The 15,405-nt window shown below is 61.1% G+C and carries 15 protein-coding genes; 7 read left to right on the forward strand and 8 right to left on the reverse strand.

Going from position 1 to position 15,405, the window contains the following annotated elements:
* Positions 1–22: 22 nt before the first annotated feature.
* A complete protein-coding gene (locus HKK52_RS15400) occupies positions 23–1,522 on the reverse strand; it encodes an efflux transporter outer membrane subunit (protein ID WP_169371529.1) in 1,500 nt (499 codons plus the stop codon).
* Positions 1,523–1,703: 181 nt separating this feature from the next.
* On the opposite strand from HKK52_RS15400, the gene HKK52_RS15405 reads away from it, so the two are divergent.
* The 4 genes from HKK52_RS15405 (at position 1,704) to HKK52_RS15420 (ending at position 5,230) form a co-directional block, all read left to right on the forward strand.
* On the forward strand, positions 1,704–2,672 hold the full coding sequence (locus tag HKK52_RS15405; protein ID WP_169371530.1) for a LysR family transcriptional regulator: 969 nt from the start codon (positions 1,704–1,706) through the stop codon (positions 2,670–2,672).
* A gap of 465 nt (positions 2,673–3,137) precedes the next feature.
* Positions 3,138–3,386 (forward strand): DUF6124 family protein, encoded by a 249-nt coding sequence (locus HKK52_RS15410; protein WP_169371531.1) that lies wholly within the window; start codon positions 3,138–3,140, stop codon positions 3,384–3,386.
* A 179-nt stretch (positions 3,387–3,565) separates the two neighbouring features.
* Positions 3,566–4,540 carry a 2-hydroxyacid dehydrogenase gene (locus tag HKK52_RS15415; protein ID WP_169371532.1) on the forward strand — a complete coding sequence of 325 codons (975 nt, stop codon included), beginning with the start codon at positions 3,566–3,568 and terminating at the stop codon, positions 4,538–4,540.
* A gap of 180 nt (positions 4,541–4,720) precedes the next feature.
* Positions 4,721–5,230 carry a DUF2165 family protein gene (locus HKK52_RS15420; RefSeq protein WP_169371533.1) on the forward strand — a complete coding sequence of 170 codons (510 nt, stop codon included), beginning with the start codon at positions 4,721–4,723 and terminating at the stop codon, positions 5,228–5,230.
* 29 nt (positions 5,231–5,259) lie between these two features.
* Here the strand turns inward: HKK52_RS15420 and HKK52_RS15425 are convergent, their stop codons facing one another.
* A complete protein-coding gene (locus tag HKK52_RS15425; protein WP_169371534.1) occupies positions 5,260–6,162 on the reverse strand; it encodes a DMT family transporter in 903 nt (300 codons plus the stop codon).
* Between the two features lie 139 nt (positions 6,163–6,301).
* Between HKK52_RS15425 and HKK52_RS15430 the strand changes: the two genes are divergently transcribed.
* The gene (locus tag HKK52_RS15430; RefSeq protein ID WP_169371535.1) at positions 6,302–7,177 is read left to right on the forward strand and encodes a helix-turn-helix transcriptional regulator; all 876 of its coding nucleotides are present in this window, start codon (positions 6,302–6,304) and stop codon (positions 7,175–7,177) included.
* Between the two features lie 147 nt (positions 7,178–7,324).
* On the opposite strand, the gene HKK52_RS15435 is transcribed toward HKK52_RS15430, so the two are convergent.
* From HKK52_RS15435 to HKK52_RS15460, 6 genes are all read right to left on the reverse strand, one after another.
* Positions 7,325–9,754 carry a TonB-dependent siderophore receptor gene (locus HKK52_RS15435; RefSeq protein WP_169371536.1) on the reverse strand — a complete coding sequence of 810 codons (2,430 nt, stop codon included), beginning with the start codon at positions 9,752–9,754 and terminating at the stop codon, positions 7,325–7,327.
* Positions 9,755–9,904: 150 nt separating this feature from the next.
* On the reverse strand, positions 9,905–10,894 hold the full coding sequence (locus HKK52_RS15440) for a FecR family protein (protein WP_169371537.1): 990 nt from the start codon (positions 10,892–10,894) through the stop codon (positions 9,905–9,907).
* On the reverse strand, positions 10,891–11,454 hold the full coding sequence (locus tag HKK52_RS15445; RefSeq protein ID WP_149657524.1) for an RNA polymerase sigma factor: 564 nt from the start codon (positions 11,452–11,454) through the stop codon (positions 10,891–10,893). Before HKK52_RS15445 ends, HKK52_RS15440 begins: the two co-directional genes overlap by 4 nt.
* Entirely contained in the window at positions 11,454–11,777 is a 324-nt protein-coding gene (locus HKK52_RS15450) for a DUF3325 domain-containing protein (RefSeq protein ID WP_169371538.1), read from the reverse strand. Before HKK52_RS15450 ends, HKK52_RS15445 begins: the two co-directional genes overlap by 1 nt.
* A complete protein-coding gene (locus tag HKK52_RS15455; RefSeq protein ID WP_169371539.1) occupies positions 11,778–13,358 on the reverse strand; it encodes a PepSY-associated TM helix domain-containing protein in 1,581 nt (526 codons plus the stop codon).
* Entirely contained in the window at positions 13,355–13,660 is a 306-nt protein-coding gene (locus tag HKK52_RS15460; protein WP_169371540.1) for a DUF3649 domain-containing protein, read from the reverse strand. Before HKK52_RS15460 ends, HKK52_RS15455 begins: the two co-directional genes overlap by 4 nt.
* A 178-nt stretch (positions 13,661–13,838) precedes the next feature.
* Between HKK52_RS15460 and HKK52_RS15465 the strand changes: the two genes are divergently transcribed.
* Together HKK52_RS15465 and HKK52_RS15470 are read left to right on the forward strand one after the other, a co-directional pair.
* Entirely contained in the window at positions 13,839–14,327 is a 489-nt protein-coding gene (locus tag HKK52_RS15465) for a sigma-70 family RNA polymerase sigma factor (protein WP_169371541.1), read from the forward strand.
* The gene (locus tag HKK52_RS15470; protein WP_169371542.1) at positions 14,324–15,253 is read left to right on the forward strand and encodes a FecR domain-containing protein; all 930 of its coding nucleotides are present in this window, start codon (positions 14,324–14,326) and stop codon (positions 15,251–15,253) included. The genes HKK52_RS15465 and HKK52_RS15470 overlap by 4 nt, the downstream gene beginning before the upstream one ends.
* Positions 15,254–15,405: the final 152 nt, after the last annotated feature.

Consider the following 15,405-nt stretch of genomic DNA (forward strand, 5'->3'; position numbering starts at 1 on the left):
TTTGCTCCTACAGGTGTGGTTTTCACTTAAGAAGCGCCGGGGTTTTCGGTGCGGCCGTCTGGCTGTCTGTCGGCACATCGCTACCGGCACCGAGCCCACCACCCAGCGCCGTTACCAACTCCGCATGCGCACTCAACCGCGCCGCCTGAACCTGCTGCTGCACTTGCTGCTGCTTGAACAACAAGGTCTGGGCATTCAGCACATTGAGGTAATCCGTGAGCCCGCGCTGGTAGGCGATCATCGCGATGTCGTAGGTCTTCTGCGCCGTGGCCACCGACTCGGCGGCGAACACTTGCTGCTTATCCATGGACTCGCGGCGGATCAGTTGATCGGAGATATTTTTCAGCGCATTCACCAGCGTCTGGTTGTACTTGGCCACGGCGATGTCGTACCCGGCAGACGCTTCACCCAATTCCGAGCGCAAGCGGCCGCCATCGAAAATCGGCAGCGAGATCGCCGGGCCGACGCTGTAGTTGAGTTTCTTGCCGGTCAGGAACTCCAGCGCCCCGCCGCCCGTGGCCATGTAGCCGAGGCTGCCGACCAGGTCGACGTTGGGGTAGAAACCAGCATGGGCAACATCAATGCCGCGGGCCTGGGCTGCGACTTGCCAACGGGCGGCGACCACGTCCGGGCGCTGACCGAGCAATTGCGCGGGCAGCGACGATGGCAGTTTCAGTGCGGCACCCAGCGACAGAGTCGGTCGCTGCAACTGCGCGCCCTCCCCTGGACCTTTGCCTGCCAAAGCGGCGAGTTGGTTGCGGCTCAGGGCGATTTCTTCGTCGAGCGCATCGATCTGTCGATGGGTTTCCGGCAATGGGGTTTCGGCCTGGCTGACTTCGAAATGGGTGCCGATGCCGCCGTTCAGACGTTTTTGTGCGAGGTCGAGAATCTGCTGTTGCTGCTTCAGCGTCGCGGCGACGATGTCCCGTTGCGCGTAATGCAGCGAGAGTTCGATATAGGCGCGCACGATGTTGTTCTGCAATTCGAGTTGGGCCAGCCGTGCTTCCGCCGCCGTCATGTGCGCCATGTCCACAGCGCGCTCGGTGGCGTTGCTTTCGCGGCCCCAAAGGTCGAGGGCGTAGCTGAAGCCCAGCGCGGCATTGTTGTCCCAAGTGGTGGTGTTGGACAGTTCGCCGGGGCCGTAGAACTGATCGGTCGGCCAGTTGTGGCGCTTGAGGGTCGATTCGCCATTGATCTGCAACGACTCGGCAGCCTCGGCGATGCCGGCCATGGACCGGGCCTGACGCACCCGCGCGGCGGCCATGGCCATGGTCGGGCTGCCTTGTACGGCGAGGTCGATCCAGCGGTCCAGTTGCGGGTCGCGATAGGCCTGCCACCATTGCGCGGTGGGCCAGTGAGCGTCCTGTGCAGCGTTCTGGATGGCGTCGTCGGTGGCCAGGGAATCGGCCTCCAGCGCTTTGCCTTGCGGGGCAATGCCTGCGGTACCGATGCAGCCGCTGATTGCCAGGGTTAAAGCCAAAACACTGAGCGTCTTGAGCGCTCTGTTGATGCGACGCGGCACTGCTGAAAATTCCTGAGGTGGGGAGTTATTCCTGCGAGGAGCAATTCTAGGGGTGGGCCTTGTTGGCGATAAGCTGGGATTCCTGTGAATCTTTGTTACCGTTACTGCGATAATCCCTTGGTCGGGGTCTCAGACCCTGAAACTTCGTGTCACAATTTGCCATCGAACCCGAGAGCACCCCATGGACACTTTGCAAAACATGCGCGCCTTCAGTTACGTGGCCGAGGCCGGCAGCTTCACCGCCGCCGCCGTGCAACTGGACACCACCACGGCTAACGTCTCGCGCGCGGTCTCCAACCTGGAAGCCCACCTGCAAACCCGTCTGCTCAACCGCACCACCCGCCGCATCGCCCTGACCGAGGCCGGCAAGCGCTATCTATTACGCTGCGAGCAGATCCTGGCCTACGTCGAAGAAGCCGAAGCCGAAGCCAGCGACGCCCACGCCCGTCCGGCCGGGCAGCTGAAAGTGCACACCATGACCGGCATCGGCCAGCACTTCGTCATTGATGCGATCGCCCGCTACCGCAAGACCCACCCGGACGTGACCTTCGACCTGACCATGGCCAACCGCGTGCCGGACTTGCTGGACGAGGGCTACGACGTGTCCATCGTGCTCGCCAGCGAACTGCCGGACTCGGGCTTCGTTTCCCAGCGCCTGGGCATCACCTACAGCATCGTTTGCGCCTCCCCCGCATACGTGAAAGCCAACGGCTGCGCACACAAGCCCAGCGACTTGCTCAACCACGCGTGCCTGCGCCTGGTGAGCCCGGTGATCCCGCTGGAGAAATGGACCTTCGACGGCCCGGATGGCCAGGAAATGGTCACCATTAGTAGCTCGCCGTTTCTGGTCAACTCCGCCGACGCGATGAAAACCGCCATCATCAGCGGCATGGGCCTGGGCGTGCTGCCGGTGTATGCGGCGATTGAAGGCTTGCGCAATGGCTCGCTGGTGCGGGTGATGCCGAACTACCGCTCGCAGGAGTTAAATCTGTACGCAATCTACCCGTCGCGGCAGTACCTGGATGCGAAGATCAAGACCTGGGTCGAGTACCTGCGCGGGTCGCTGCCGGAGATATTGGCCGCGCATCAGGCGGAGTTGGCGGCGTATGAATTAAGCGGGAGTCTGGGTGGGGCGCGGTTGGCGAATTGAATGTCTATTACGTTGTTAGCTGATCGTTCCCACGCTCCGCGTTCGGCTCCGGAAGGGACGCGGAACGTCCCGGGCTGCATTCCCACGCAGAGCGTGGGAACGATCGTCAATGCCTGATCCCCTTGTAGGAGCCTACAGACAGTCTTACAAATTTCGAATATTTGAGGATGTTTCCGACGTGTTTTGACGGTTGGTGTGTGGGAAGGGAGATGGGTAGGCTTTGGGGGTCGCTGACGCATCAGTGACCGGGTCTGGAAAACCCGAATCGGCTCTCAACCTCTGCACATGGCATACTGCGGCGCTTTTTTCTGCACGCAATGTTATGGCGGCTGTGCGCGGGAGACCTTCGGGTCTGCCGGGTTTGGTTGGGATTGACCGGTTTTTCCAGTCCGCGCACGGCTGCCACCCCTCGTCTGGAAAACGGAAGTGGCAGCTCCATTGATCCCAACATGGAGTAACGAACTTATGTTCAAGCCCACACCGAATCCCCCTCACACCCCCAGCCACCTGTTCCAGGTCGCCCCCAACGCCACCACCGAAACCCTGATGGTCTACGCCAGCGAATCCCTCGCCTCGGCCAGCGTCATGACCAGTGACTTTGCCGGATTCCTCGAAGGCACCCACCGCAACACCATGCTCGGCATCCAGCAAGTCATCATGCTGGCCGAACTGTCGGTGAACCGAGCGCTGGACAACCTCGATCCGCAGGACTGACCTGAACTGATCGCACTGATCGGATCGTTCCCACGCTCTGCGTGGGAATGCAGCCCGGGACGCTCCGCGTCCCATACAGAGCCACTCAGAGCATGGGAACGATCTTCGGGACCTCGCCTAACGCCCAAAAAGAATGTTAGCGTGCTTGGCATTCACCACCGCCCGCCGAGCCGCTTCCCATGAAAAAAACCGTCCTCGCCTTCAGCCGTGTCACCCCCGAAATGATCGAGCGTTTGAAACAGGATTTCGACGTGATCGTGCCGAACCCGAAAAACGGCGACATCAACGCCCAGTTCAACGAAGCCCTGCCCCACGCCCATGGCTTGATTGGTGTCGGTCGCAAACTCGGTCGCGCGCAACTGGAAAACGCGGCCAAACTGGAAGTGGTGTCCAGCGTCTCGGTGGGTTACGACAACTATGACGTCGCCTATTTCAACGAACGCGGGATCATGCTGACCAACACCCCGGACGTGCTCACCGAAAGCACTGCCGATCTGGCGTTCGCTTTGCTCATGAGCAGCGCCCGGCGCGTCGCTGAACTGGATGCCTGGACCAAGGCCGGCCAGTGGCAAGCGACCGTCGGCGCACCGCTGTTCGGCTGCGATGTGCATGGCAAGACGTTGGGCATTGTCGGCATGGGCAATATCGGCGCGGCCATTGCCCGCCGTGGCCGGTTGGGTTTCAACATGCCGATTATCTACAGCGGCAACAGCCGCAAGACCGAGCTGGAGCAGGAACTCGGTGCGCAGTTCCGCAGCCTCGATCAGTTGCTGGCGGAAGCGGATTTCGTCTGCCTGGTGGTGCCGCTCAGCGAGAAGACCAAACACCTGATCAGCCACCGCGAATTGGCCCTGATGAAGCCGAGCGCAATACTGGTGAACATCGCTCGCGGCCCGGTGGTGGATGAACCGGCGCTGATCGAGGCGCTGCAAACCAAGCGGATTCGCGGCGCGGGCCTGGATGTCTACGAGAAAGAACCGCTGGCCGAATCGCCATTGTTTCAGCTTAAAAACGCCGTGACCTTGCCGCACATCGGCTCCGCCACCGACGAAACCCGAGAAGCCATGGCCAATCGTGCCCTGGCCAACTTGCGCAGCGCCTTGCTCGGTGAGCGGCCGCAAGACCTGGTGAACCCGCAGGTCTGGAAAGGCTGAAAAAAACGGGCAGGTGTATTCAGCACCTGCCCGCTTTTTATTAACGTTCAATTGTCGCGGTGGACAACTAAAGGTTGATACACACCTTGACATTCAGTCCGCCGCCAAAATATCAATCCACCCTATAGACTCCGCACTATTGACTCGACTAACACGAGTTCTGGCTACGGAGAGCCCCCATTGAACCAACTAACCACTGACCAACTTACCCGCTACAGCAAATTCATTCTCATGGCATTCTTCAGCTTTTTCGGACTGCTGGTGATGTATAGCAACTTCACCGACTACAGCAGCAACTACGAATATGTCGGACACATCCTGAGCATGGACACTACCCGGGAAAATACCAACATCACCGACCGCGCCATTACCTCGCCGATGCTTCATCACCGAATCTACTGGATCATCATCACGCTGGAGGTTATGTATACCGTCTGCTGCCTGATCGGCACTTATCAATTACTTAAAAACATCAACGCTTCAGCGGACGCTTTCCATGAAGCCAAGAAGTTATCCATCGTCGGACTGCTGATTGCGATTTTCATCTATTACGTCTGTTTGCAAGTTGTCGGTGTTGAATGGTTCAACATGGACGAATCACAAACCTGGAATGCCAAGGATTGGGCTCGGCACATCGTCGATTTTATTCTTCCCTTGTTGATTTTCGTGGTGCTGAAGATCGAGCGCTGAAGATGTTTGCGCCCGATCTTCATATTGCTTCAGGCCAGTTTGCCGTTGCCCTGCACTAGTGTTGCCTTGGGCTTGCGAAACACCAGCACGTTACCCAACATCACCAACACCAGGCCCGCCAGTGCCGGCGCGGTCCATTGGTAACCTTCGGCAAATGCCGAGACATTCAGCGCCACCACCGGGAACAACACCGTGCAGTACGCCGCGCGTTCCGGGCCCATGCGCCCGACCAGCGTCAGGTAAGCAGTGAAGCCGATCACCGAGCCGGGGATCACCAGGTACAGCAGCGATCCGAGGTAGCGCGCATTCCATTCGATGTCGAACGGGATGCCTTTGACCAGGCACCACACGGTCAGCATCGCCGCACCGTAGGCCATGCCCCAGGCGTTGGTGGTCAGGGGTTTGAGCCCGGCCTTCTGTTGCAGGCTCGACAGCATGTTGCCGGCCGAGAAACACAAGGTGCCGCACAGGGCCAGGCCCAGGCCGAGCAAGGTTTCCGGGCTGGCGGTATGCCCGGCCAGTTCCGGCCAGAACAGCAGGCCAAGGCCCAACAGGCCCAGCGCGCCGCCCATCAATACGTTGCGGGCGATTTTCTGACCGAAGAACACCCGCGCGTTCAGGGCGTTCCACAGGGTGGCGGTGGAAAACACCACGGCGACCAAGCCGCTGGGGATCCACTGGCTGGCCGTCAGGAAGCACATGAAGTTGACGCAGAACAGGCACAAGCCCTGGGCCAGGCAGATCAGGTGCCCGCGACGGTTCATCACTTGCAGGCGCCGACTGAGCAGCAGCATCACAAACAGCACCAACGCCGCGAGGCCGAAGCGATAGACGATCGACACCGGTATGGCCACCACGCCCAGTTGCCATTTCAAGGCAATCCAGGTGGTGCCCCAGATCAACACGGTCAACAGGTATAACGACAGGTTCATGGCAAAGGCTCCTCGATAGGTGCCCAGTGTCCTGCGCCAGTGATGGGTGCACTTGCATAAACTTGCGCTTTTGTCGGCCGACGGGCTGGCAGGCCAAGGTCTACGGAGTAGGATGCGAAGCGTTGGAGAGAAAACGATCATGCCCGCACTGGAAACCCTGCAAGTCTTTCAAGCCCTCAACCGCTCGCCCAATGCTCGCCTCGAGCACAGCGCCGAGCTCGGTGACGGCATGGCTGCAGCCTTGTGGAGCAATCATCACGACGCCCAGGACTACGAAGCGCCGACTCATCACACCCTGTCCTGTTACATCGCCGGCGGCACCGGCACTTTTCGCCGCGACCAACCCGGTACCAAGGGCGGCCCGGACAAACTGTGCATCCTGCCCGCCGAGCACCAGTCAGGCTGGGTGATCAACGGCGACATTCGCCTGGCCCACCTGTATTTCAGCCCAGAACAATTCGCCCTCGGCTGCGTCACGCTGCTGGACCGTGAACCGCGGGAACTGCAATTGCGTGAAGGCACTTTTATCGACGACCCCCAACAAGCCCAGCGCTTTCGGCAGATGCTCACGCTGAATTGGGAAGAGCCGGGCGAACGCGTGCTCACCAGCAGCCTGGCCCATGAAATGCTCAGCCATGCCTTATTGAGTCAGGTCGGCCTGCGCCAGGGGTTAAGGCTCAAGGGTGGCCTGGCCGCACATCAGCGCCGGCAGTTGGTGGAGTTCATCGACAGTCAGTTGGCCGAAGCCATTAGCCTGGGGCAATTAGCCGGATTGTGCGCGCTGTCGGAATACCACTTCGCGCGCATGTTCCGCGAGAGTTTCGGCTTGCCGCCCCATCAATATGTGCTGGCGCGGCGCATGAGTCGGGCGCGGGAGTTGTTGCGTTCGACGGCGCAGCCGTTGGGGGAGATTGCACTGGCGTGCGGGTTTGCCAGTGCGAGTCATTTCACCAATCGGTTTCGGCAGGTGTTGGGGGGGACGCCTGGGGAGTATCGGCAGGCGTTTTTGCGTTAGGCCTGAGATGTTTTGTGTTTGGCAGATCGCCTTCGTGGGCAAGCCTCGCTCCTAAAGGGAATGTGTGTTTATCGCGAAAATGCGATTCGACAATGAACCCGTGTAGGAGCGAGGCTTGCCCGCGAAGAACGATGACGCGCTCTGTGCTCAGAATTCCAATGTGCTGGAAAGCGACACTTGCCGTGAATCCCCCATCGACACAAAGAAGCGGCTCGCCGCCGAGGTGTAGTAGGTGCGGTCGAACAGGTTCTTCACGTTGAGCTGGAACTTGACCTTCTGCCCTTCGACTTTGGTGTCGTAAGTAGCGAAGGCGTCAGCCACGGTATAACCCGGCAGGTCGAAATCATTCGGCGCATCCCCCGCCCGCTCGCCGACATAGCGCGCACCGGCGCCGACCCGCAACTGATCCCCACCAACAATGGTGCCGAAGTCGTAGACCGCCGACAGCGAGCCCGTATTCTTGGCGACGTTTTGAAGTTTCTTGCCTTTGTAGTCCGGGTCTTCGGTGACTTCGGCGTCGGTGTAGGCATAGCTGCCGATCATGCTCCAGCGGTCAGTGAGCTGGCCAGTCAGATCGATTTCCAGCCCCCGGGAACGCACTTCCCCAGCAGCGCTGTAAATGGTCGTCGGGCCTTCGGCGTTGGCGATCAGCACGTTGCGTTTCTTGATATCGAACAGGGCGATGTCGCCCGTGATGCGACCCGGCATGTCGAGCTTGGCGCCGATTTCCCAGGACTTGGCTTCTTCCGGCGCGATGCTGCCGTCGAGCACCACGGTGCTGCCGCTCAACGGCGCGATGGTCGAGTTGGGTTTGAACGATTCGGTGTAGCTGCCGTAGAACGACAACTCATCGGTGTAGCGATAGACCAGCCCGGCGCGGGGCACGAATTTCTGGCCGTTGTTGTCGGTATTCGCCTTGAACGGCACGCCTTTGCCGGCGTACTGGTCGTACTCCTGGAAACGCCCGCCGGCCACCAGAATCCACTGGTCGGTGAGGTGAATCGAGTCCTGGGCGAAGATCGAATCGCTGCGCAGTTGATCGGTCTGGGCACTGTCGGGTGCGCTGACGGTAGTGCCGGCAACTTCGCGGCCGTAGACCGGATTGACGTAGCTGAAGGTGCTCAGGCTTTTCTGGCGGATCAGGTCTTCGCGGTAGATCTTGCGGTACTCGTCATCGACGCCGAACACCAGGTCGTGCTGCATGCCCAGCACATTGACTTTGCCTTCGAGGCTGGCGGTGGTGAAGCGGTCGGTACTGATCGCATTCTGCGTGCCGTCCATGCTCCGGGTCAGGGTGCCATTCCTGGTGTTGATCGCGGTGACGCGGACCTGGCTGGCGTCGTAGGTTTCGCGGTTCCAGCTGTAGCCGAAATGGGCGTTCCAGTTGTCGTTGAGCTCGTGATCGGCCTCGAAGTGATACAGGTCCGAACGCCCTTCCATGTTGTTGAACGGCTCGTCGAGGCGTTCGTTGCGCGAGATGTCCAGCGGGTGGTTGGTGCGCGGATCAATGATCGTGCCCCGGTCGAACGGGGTGAGGAATTCCCGGTGTTCGTAGGAGAACAGCAGCTTGGTGCTCTCGCCGAACCAGGCCAGGGACGGCGCCACCAAGGTCTCGCGGTGGGTGCCGAAGTTGCGCCAGTAATCTTCGTCTTCGTGGTCCAGGACCATGCGATAGGCCAACCCGGAATCGCCCAGTGCACCGGTGCTGTCGAGGCCGCCGCCGCTGCCGTTCTTGCCGTCGCCGTAGGTCGAGCCGCGCAGGGTCAGGGCGTTGTATTGGGTCAGTTCGGGTTTCTTGCTGACCATGTTGACCACGCCACCCGGGTCCTGGATGCCGTAGAGCAAGGACGCCGGGCCCTTGAGCACTTCGACGCGATCGACCGTGGCGTTCATGCCACGGCCCTGCACGATCGGCATGCCGTCGCGCATGATCGAGCCGTTGCGGTTGTCGCCGAAACCGCGGGTCATCACCGAATCCTGGGTGCTGGCCAGGGTGTTGCCCTGGGTGATGCCGCTGACGTTGGCCAGGGCGTCATCGAGATTGCGCGGCGCCTGGTCGCGAATGACCTGGGCCGGGATCACGTTGATGGTCTGCGGGGTTTCCTGGAGCAACGCCGAGCTGCGCATCACATTGCTGGTCGGCGGTGGCTGGTAGCTCTGGGTTTGATCAAGCACCGAAGTGATGGTGGTCGCGCCGAGGTTCAGGGTGCCTTCGGTGGGGACAGGCTCCAGCGCCAGGGTGTGGGCGTCGGTGCGGCGGAAGGTGAAGCCGGAGCCACTGAGCAAACGCTGGATCGCCTGTTCCGCGCTCATCTGCCCGTTGAGTGCCGGGGCGTTGAGGCCGTAGGGCGCTTCGTCGGTGTAGACCACGCTGGTGCCAGTGATGCGGCTGAAGTCGCTCAGGGCCTGGGGCAGCGGTTTGGCGGCCAAGGCGAAATTGAATTGCGTGCGCTGTTGCGTGCTGGCGGTTTCAGCGCCGATGGCCACGCTCAGCGGCAGCAATGCCAATGCCGAAAAACTCAACGCAGAGGCACCGAACCATTGTTTGACCGAACCCGAATTTGCCCTGGACTTCATTACTCATGACCTGTGTAGAACCGCAGCGGGATGCGAATGACTCGCAGTTTCAGTCACTACACGGATGGGGATTGGGTTTACCTCATCATTATTTTGAAAATATTTTTATCTGGCGCTGTGCGGTGTTTGCTCGCGATGGGGCCAGTCGCCTCAGCGCAAAATAATCATCTGCCCCAAAAGGTGATGCTGCTCAAACCCCAACACCCCCTGCAACGAACTCAACACCGCCTGCGGATCCTTGCTCGGAAAACTCCCGCTGACCCGCCGCGCCGCCAGTTCATCGTTGAGCAGCAAGATCCGCCCCGGGTAATAGCGGCGCAGGTCCTGCACCACATCCGCCAGGCTCGCCTTGTAGTAATTGAGCCAACCCTGACGCCACGCCAACTGCGCCTCACTGTCCACGGCCTGCAGTTTTTCCGCCGAGCCCTCGCCATACGCGACCTGCTGGCCAGCGGTGAGGATTTGCTGCTCGGCGTTGCGATCTGCCGTGACACCGACGCGCCCGGACAACACCGTCACCCGTGCACCATGAGGTTGCAGGCGCACTTCAAACTGAGTACCGAGCACCCGCGCCTGGCCCTTTTCGGCATCAACCACGAACGGCTCGCCGGTGTGGGTGACGCTGAAAAAACCGGCGCCGCGACGTAGCTCAACATGGCGCTCGCCGTGGCTGAAATCCACGGCAATCGCGCTGTCGGCATCGAGGGTGACTTGCGATTGATCCGCCAGGATCACCGTGCGAATTTCCCCCGGTGCCGAGACATAATCCGCGCCCAGATCATCGGCCCAACGCAGCGGCTGCCACCCCGCACCGAGGCCGACCATCAGCACCAGACACGCGGCCATCGCCAACGCCCCGGACCAGCGCCGCACACTGGAGCGCTTCGAACGGTCCATCGCATTGAGATAACCCTGCAGGGCCAATGCGTCTTCATCGGCCAAGGTGCGCGCCGGCACTTCGCTCAACTCCCACACCACTTGCGCCTGAGCGTAGGCCTCGGCGTGCGCAGGATCGGCCTGCAGCCAGTGACTGAACGTGAGCTGATCGCCACTGCTCGGCTGATCGTGCAACAGGCTCAGCCAAGCGAAAGCAGCCTGTTCCTGGGCGGGCGTCGGGGTGACGCGTTCGGCGTGTTTCACGGTGCTTTCCTTGGCGTGCGCGGTTCGGGTTCCCGCAGGCTGGCCTTGCAGGCGTCGAGGGCGCGCATCATATGTTTTTCCACGGCGCTTTGGGACAAACCCATGGCCTTGGCGATCTCGGCGTACTTGCGGCCGTGAATGCGGTTGAGCAGGAAAATCTGCCGCGTACGCTCGGGCAACGCACGCAACGCGGCTTCGACGTGGCGCAAATCGTTGCCTGCCTCCAACGCGGCTTGCGGTTCGCTGCCCTGGCTGTCCGGCGCATCCGGCATCCAGCCTTCGTTGACCCGCACCCGCGTGCCTTCGCTGCGCAAATGGTCGATGGCGATGTTGCCGGCGCAGCGCAAAAGATAAGTGCTCAATTCTTCAACCTGCACCAGCGGTCGGCGCCAGAAGCGCAGGAACAAATCCTGCACCAGATCCGCCGCCGTCGCCCGGCAACCGACGCGCCGACTCACCAGCGCTTCCATCTGCGAACGCTGGGACAGGAACACCTGGAGAAAATGCGCACGGGCGCCACGGTGCTCATCGTCGTGGGATTCCGGAGGGCTGGCGATCATCAGCTCAGCACTGCGCAAACGGGGCTGGCAATCAGGCCCAGCACCGCCAATGACATGGCCAGGCGCGGGCGATACGGCAGCAGCAACACCAGCAGCAACGCGCTGAACATCAACACCGAGAACCACTCCACCAGGCCCAGGCCCCAACCGGTCGCGGACACTGCCGCCCACAACGACAAGGCCAGCAACAGCCAGCCGCCAAGTTTCATATGCCGTCGGCGCTTGGCCGATGGCTTGCGCCCGAGAAGGTCGGCGTGATGCCGGTCCATCGACAGACAGAGCGCGGTAAATCCGCCGTAGCAGAGCAACAAGGCCAGCAACATTCAGGTCGCCTCAGGCTCAAGGGTGACGGGGCGGGCGCGTTGGCGAGTGACGGTTGCAGCTTTCCCGACGCGCTGCATTTTCCACGCAGCCCACGCCAGGAACAGGCCACTGCCCAGGCACGTCAGATCAAAACCAGCCATGGCCCAATCGCCTTGGCGCAGCGACACGCCCAAGTGATACGGCGTGGTCAGCCCATTGAGCAGCGGCACCGCGCAGAACAGCACCGCGGCCAACGCCAGTTGCTCGACCCATGCCGCGCGGCCACGACGAACCATCGCATGCAGCACGCTCAAGCCCCAGGCGATAAAGAAGCTGTTCACTTCCCAATCCGCCCGTTGCGCCAGCGCCACCGGCAACAAGCGGTTGGCCCAGAAGAACACCGCCACGGCGATCACCAGTCCCGACATGCTGGCGATGTTCAGCACTTCCACCAGCTTCAATTCGAACGGCATCACACCGCTCTTGGCATGTTTGAGCTGACGCTTGCCGAGCCAGATCACCAGCCCGGTGCCAATCATCGCCGTGCCGGCCATACCGCAAATGAAGTACAGCCAACGTAATACCGGACCGGCGAAATGGCCCATGTGCAACCCATAGAAACCACCGGCGATCGCCATCGGAATCGGACGCTCCGCCGTGGTGCCGAGCAGTTGGCCGGTCACGCCATCAAAGGTCAGCGCCCGGCCATAGTCGTAGACCACGCCGTCGGCGCTATCGCGTTCCAGGACCACCGAGGCATTCGCATCGCCTGGATTGTTCACGGCCAGGTTCCCGGCTTGCCCTTCTAACCACTGTTCGCGGGCCCGTTCCAGCAACGGCGCCAACGGGGCCAATGGGCTCGGTTTACCCGCAACTGCCGGCGTATTGGACTCCGGGAACACCTCGTCGAAAAATGCCCCGGCATCACCCTTGTACGCAGCAAGAATGCCCGCGGGCATCACCATCGCCATGAAAATTACCAGGCTGCTGTAGGTGATCATCAGGTGAAACGGCAACACCAGCACGCCCACCGCGTTGTGCCCGTCGAGCCAGGAACGCTGGCCTTTGCGCGGGCGGAAGGTGAAGAATTCCTTGAAGATTTTCTTGTGGGTGATGATGCCGGTGATCAGCGCGATGAACATCAGCATGGCCGCGGCGGTCGACAACCAACGGCCCCACGGATAAGGCATTTGCAGTTGAAAGTGGAAACGGTAGAAGAACTCGCCGCCCATGGTTTCCCGGCCCTGCACTTCGGCACCGGTGAGCGGGTCGAGAGTCTTTTTGCTGAACTGGCCGCGTTTGCCGGGTTCCGCCGGGGCTTGCTGCCAGCGTACGGTCAGGCCGGGCTCGCGGGCCGTCGGCAGGTCGATGAGCCAGCGCGATGCGTTGGGCGCGTGCTGCTGAAGATAATTTTGCGCCAGGGTCAGGCTGGCTTCGGAAGACACCGAGCGCGCGGGAATTTCCGGCTGCATCCAGTGGCTGGTCTCGGCTTTGAAATACGCGAGGGTGCCGGTCAGGAAAATCGCGAACAGCAACCAGCCAAAGATCAAACCGACCCAAGTGTGCAACCAGGCCATGGCCTGACGAAAACCCTCTTTCATGGCTGGCCCGCCCAATACGCCAGCCCGGAAACCGTGCCCAGCACCAGGCTCGGCACGAGCATGCCGAACCACGCCTGCCAGGCGCTGCGGCAGGCAAAGCACCAGAGCGCCGCCATCAGGTAGGCGAGAAACGAGGTCATCATCCCGGTGATCACCGCTTCGGCGCGGGCCATGGGCAGCAGCAGGCTCAGGCTGACACTGGCCAGCGCGGCGACGACATAACCGCCCAGCACGGCAGCCAATACCCGCGAAGTGACCGCCAGTCTGTAGGAAACGGGGAGCGTGCTGCTTTTGCCTTTCATGTTTCGACCTTGAAACCGGGTGAGGCCCCGTGAACGTCGCGAGACCAACAAGCGCGCAATATTAATGATAAATATTCTCATACGCAAAAGAGATCCGATTGCCGGATGCGGGTAGGCCCACTTACAATGCGAACAATTCTTGTTCTCTAACGTATCCGTTTGTGTCGGAGTGCTTCTGTTGCAGCCCGCCAATCCTGTCGAAGTGCTTTATCACGACCATCACAACTGGCTCACCGGTTGGTTGCGGCGCAAGCTCGGCTGCCCGGACAGCGCCGCTGACCTGGCCCAGGACACGTTCATGCGGGTGCTGACCGCTCGGGAAACACCGCAGATCATCGAGCCGCGGGCGTTCCTCACCACCATCGCCAAGCGCGTGCTGTTCAACCATTACCGCCGTCAGGATCTGGAGCGCGCCTACCTCGACGCCTTGGCGCAGATGCCGGAATGTGTGGCGCCGTCGGAGGAAGAGCGGGCGATCATCCTGCAAACCCTGATGGAATTGGACCAGTTGCTCGACGGTTTGCCGCGTTTGGTCAAACGCGCGTTTTTGCTGGCGCAGGTCGATGGCCTGACTTATCCACAGATCGCTGCCGAACTGGGGATTTCCATCGCCACGGTCAAACGGCACCTGAATAAAGCAGCGATGCGCTGCTACTTCGCCCTATGAACCCGCCGCCGGATTTTTCCTCCCACGTCGCCGAGCAAGCGGTGCATTGGCTGCTGGAGATGCAGCAAGGGCCGTTGAATCCGCGTCAACAACTTGCCTGGCAGCAATGGCACGACGGGCACAGTGAACATCAGCGAGCGTGGGAGCATATCCAAAGGGTCAATCAACGCCTGCGCGGGATGTCTTCGCCCTTGGCCCACGCTGCACTGAATGCGCCGAAATCCGGCGGCCGTCGCCAGGCGTTGAAGTTGTTGTTGCTGCTGGGTGCCAGTTCGGCGGTGACGTGGGGCATGCGCGAAAGCAATGTGCTAACGCCGTTGCTCGCCGACTATCGCAGCCCGGTGGGTCAGCGGCGCAAGGTGGCGTTGGGCGATGGCAGTCAGGTGCAGCTCAACACCGCGACTGCGGTGGATGTGCGGGCTGACGGTCTGATCCGATTGCTCGAAGGCGAAATCTTGCTGACCGCCGCCCAGGCCTTTGAGGTGCGAACGGCTCAAGGTCTGTTGAAAACCCAAGGCGCACGAATGAATGTGCGGCAGTTTGCAGATCGGACTCAGGTTGCGGTGTTCGAAGGTCGCGTCGAACTGACGCCAGATGGCGGCTCGCCGTTGCTGCTGCAAAGTGCGCGGCAGTTGAGTTTTGGCCCACGCGGTATCAGCACTCCCCTGCCCCTGGACGCCAATAGCGGCGCCTGGGCCGACGGCATGTTGGTGGCGGCGCAGATGCGGCTTGGGGATTTTCTTGATGAATTGGGTCGTTATCGTCGCGGGCAGCTTCATTGCGATGCGAAGGTGGCCGATTTATTGATTTCCGGGACGTATCCGCTGGATGACAGTGAGCGGATTTTGCAGATGCTGGAAATCAGTTTGCCGGTGAAGGTGAAGCGGTTTACGCGGTATTGGGTGACCGTGGAGGCCCGTGCGTAATGATCGTTCCCACGCTCTGCGTGGGCATGCAGCCCGGGACGCTCCGAGTCCCACCCGAAGCCGAACGCGGAGCATCCGTTGAGGCATTCCCATGCAGAGCGTGGGAACGATCTTTCGTACTACTTGAGCCGTTTTTCAGATCTGGCGTGACA

Origin of the sequence: Pseudomonas sp. ADAK2 (genome assembly GCF_012935755.1) — a bacterium.
Classification (GTDB): domain Bacteria; phylum Pseudomonadota; class Gammaproteobacteria; order Pseudomonadales; family Pseudomonadaceae; genus Aquipseudomonas.

Bases quoted from the DNA above. Each gene is read 5' to 3' on its own strand.
- HKK52_RS15405 (WP_169371530.1), top strand. From the start codon at position 1,704: ATGGACACTTTGCAAAACATGCGCGCCTTCAGTTACGTGGCCGAGGCC.
- HKK52_RS15410 (WP_169371531.1), top strand. From the start codon at position 3,138: ATGTTCAAGCCCACACCGAATCCCCCTCACACCCCCAGCCACCTGTTC.
- HKK52_RS15415 (WP_169371532.1), top strand. From the start codon at position 3,566: ATGAAAAAAACCGTCCTCGCCTTCAGCCGTGTCACCCCCGAAATGATC.
- HKK52_RS15425 (WP_169371534.1), bottom strand. From the start codon at position 6,162: ATGAACCTGTCGTTATACCTGTTGACCGTGTTGATCTGGGGCACCACC.
- HKK52_RS15430 (WP_169371535.1), top strand. From the start codon at position 6,302: ATGCCCGCACTGGAAACCCTGCAAGTCTTTCAAGCCCTCAACCGCTCG.
- HKK52_RS15435 (WP_169371536.1), bottom strand. From the start codon at position 9,754: ATGAAGTCCAGGGCAAATTCGGGTTCGGTCAAACAATGGTTCGGTGCC.
- HKK52_RS15445 (WP_149657524.1), bottom strand. From the start codon at position 11,454: ATGATCGCCAGCCCTCCGGAATCCCACGACGATGAGCACCGTGGCGCC.
- HKK52_RS15450 (WP_169371538.1), bottom strand. From the start codon at position 11,777: ATGTTGCTGGCCTTGTTGCTCTGCTACGGCGGATTTACCGCGCTCTGT.
- HKK52_RS15455 (WP_169371539.1), bottom strand. From the start codon at position 13,358: ATGAAAGAGGGTTTTCGTCAGGCCATGGCCTGGTTGCACACTTGGGTC.
- HKK52_RS15460 (WP_169371540.1), bottom strand. From the start codon at position 13,660: ATGAAAGGCAAAAGCAGCACGCTCCCCGTTTCCTACAGACTGGCGGTC.
- HKK52_RS15470 (WP_169371542.1), top strand. From the start codon at position 14,324: ATGAACCCGCCGCCGGATTTTTCCTCCCACGTCGCCGAGCAAGCGGTG.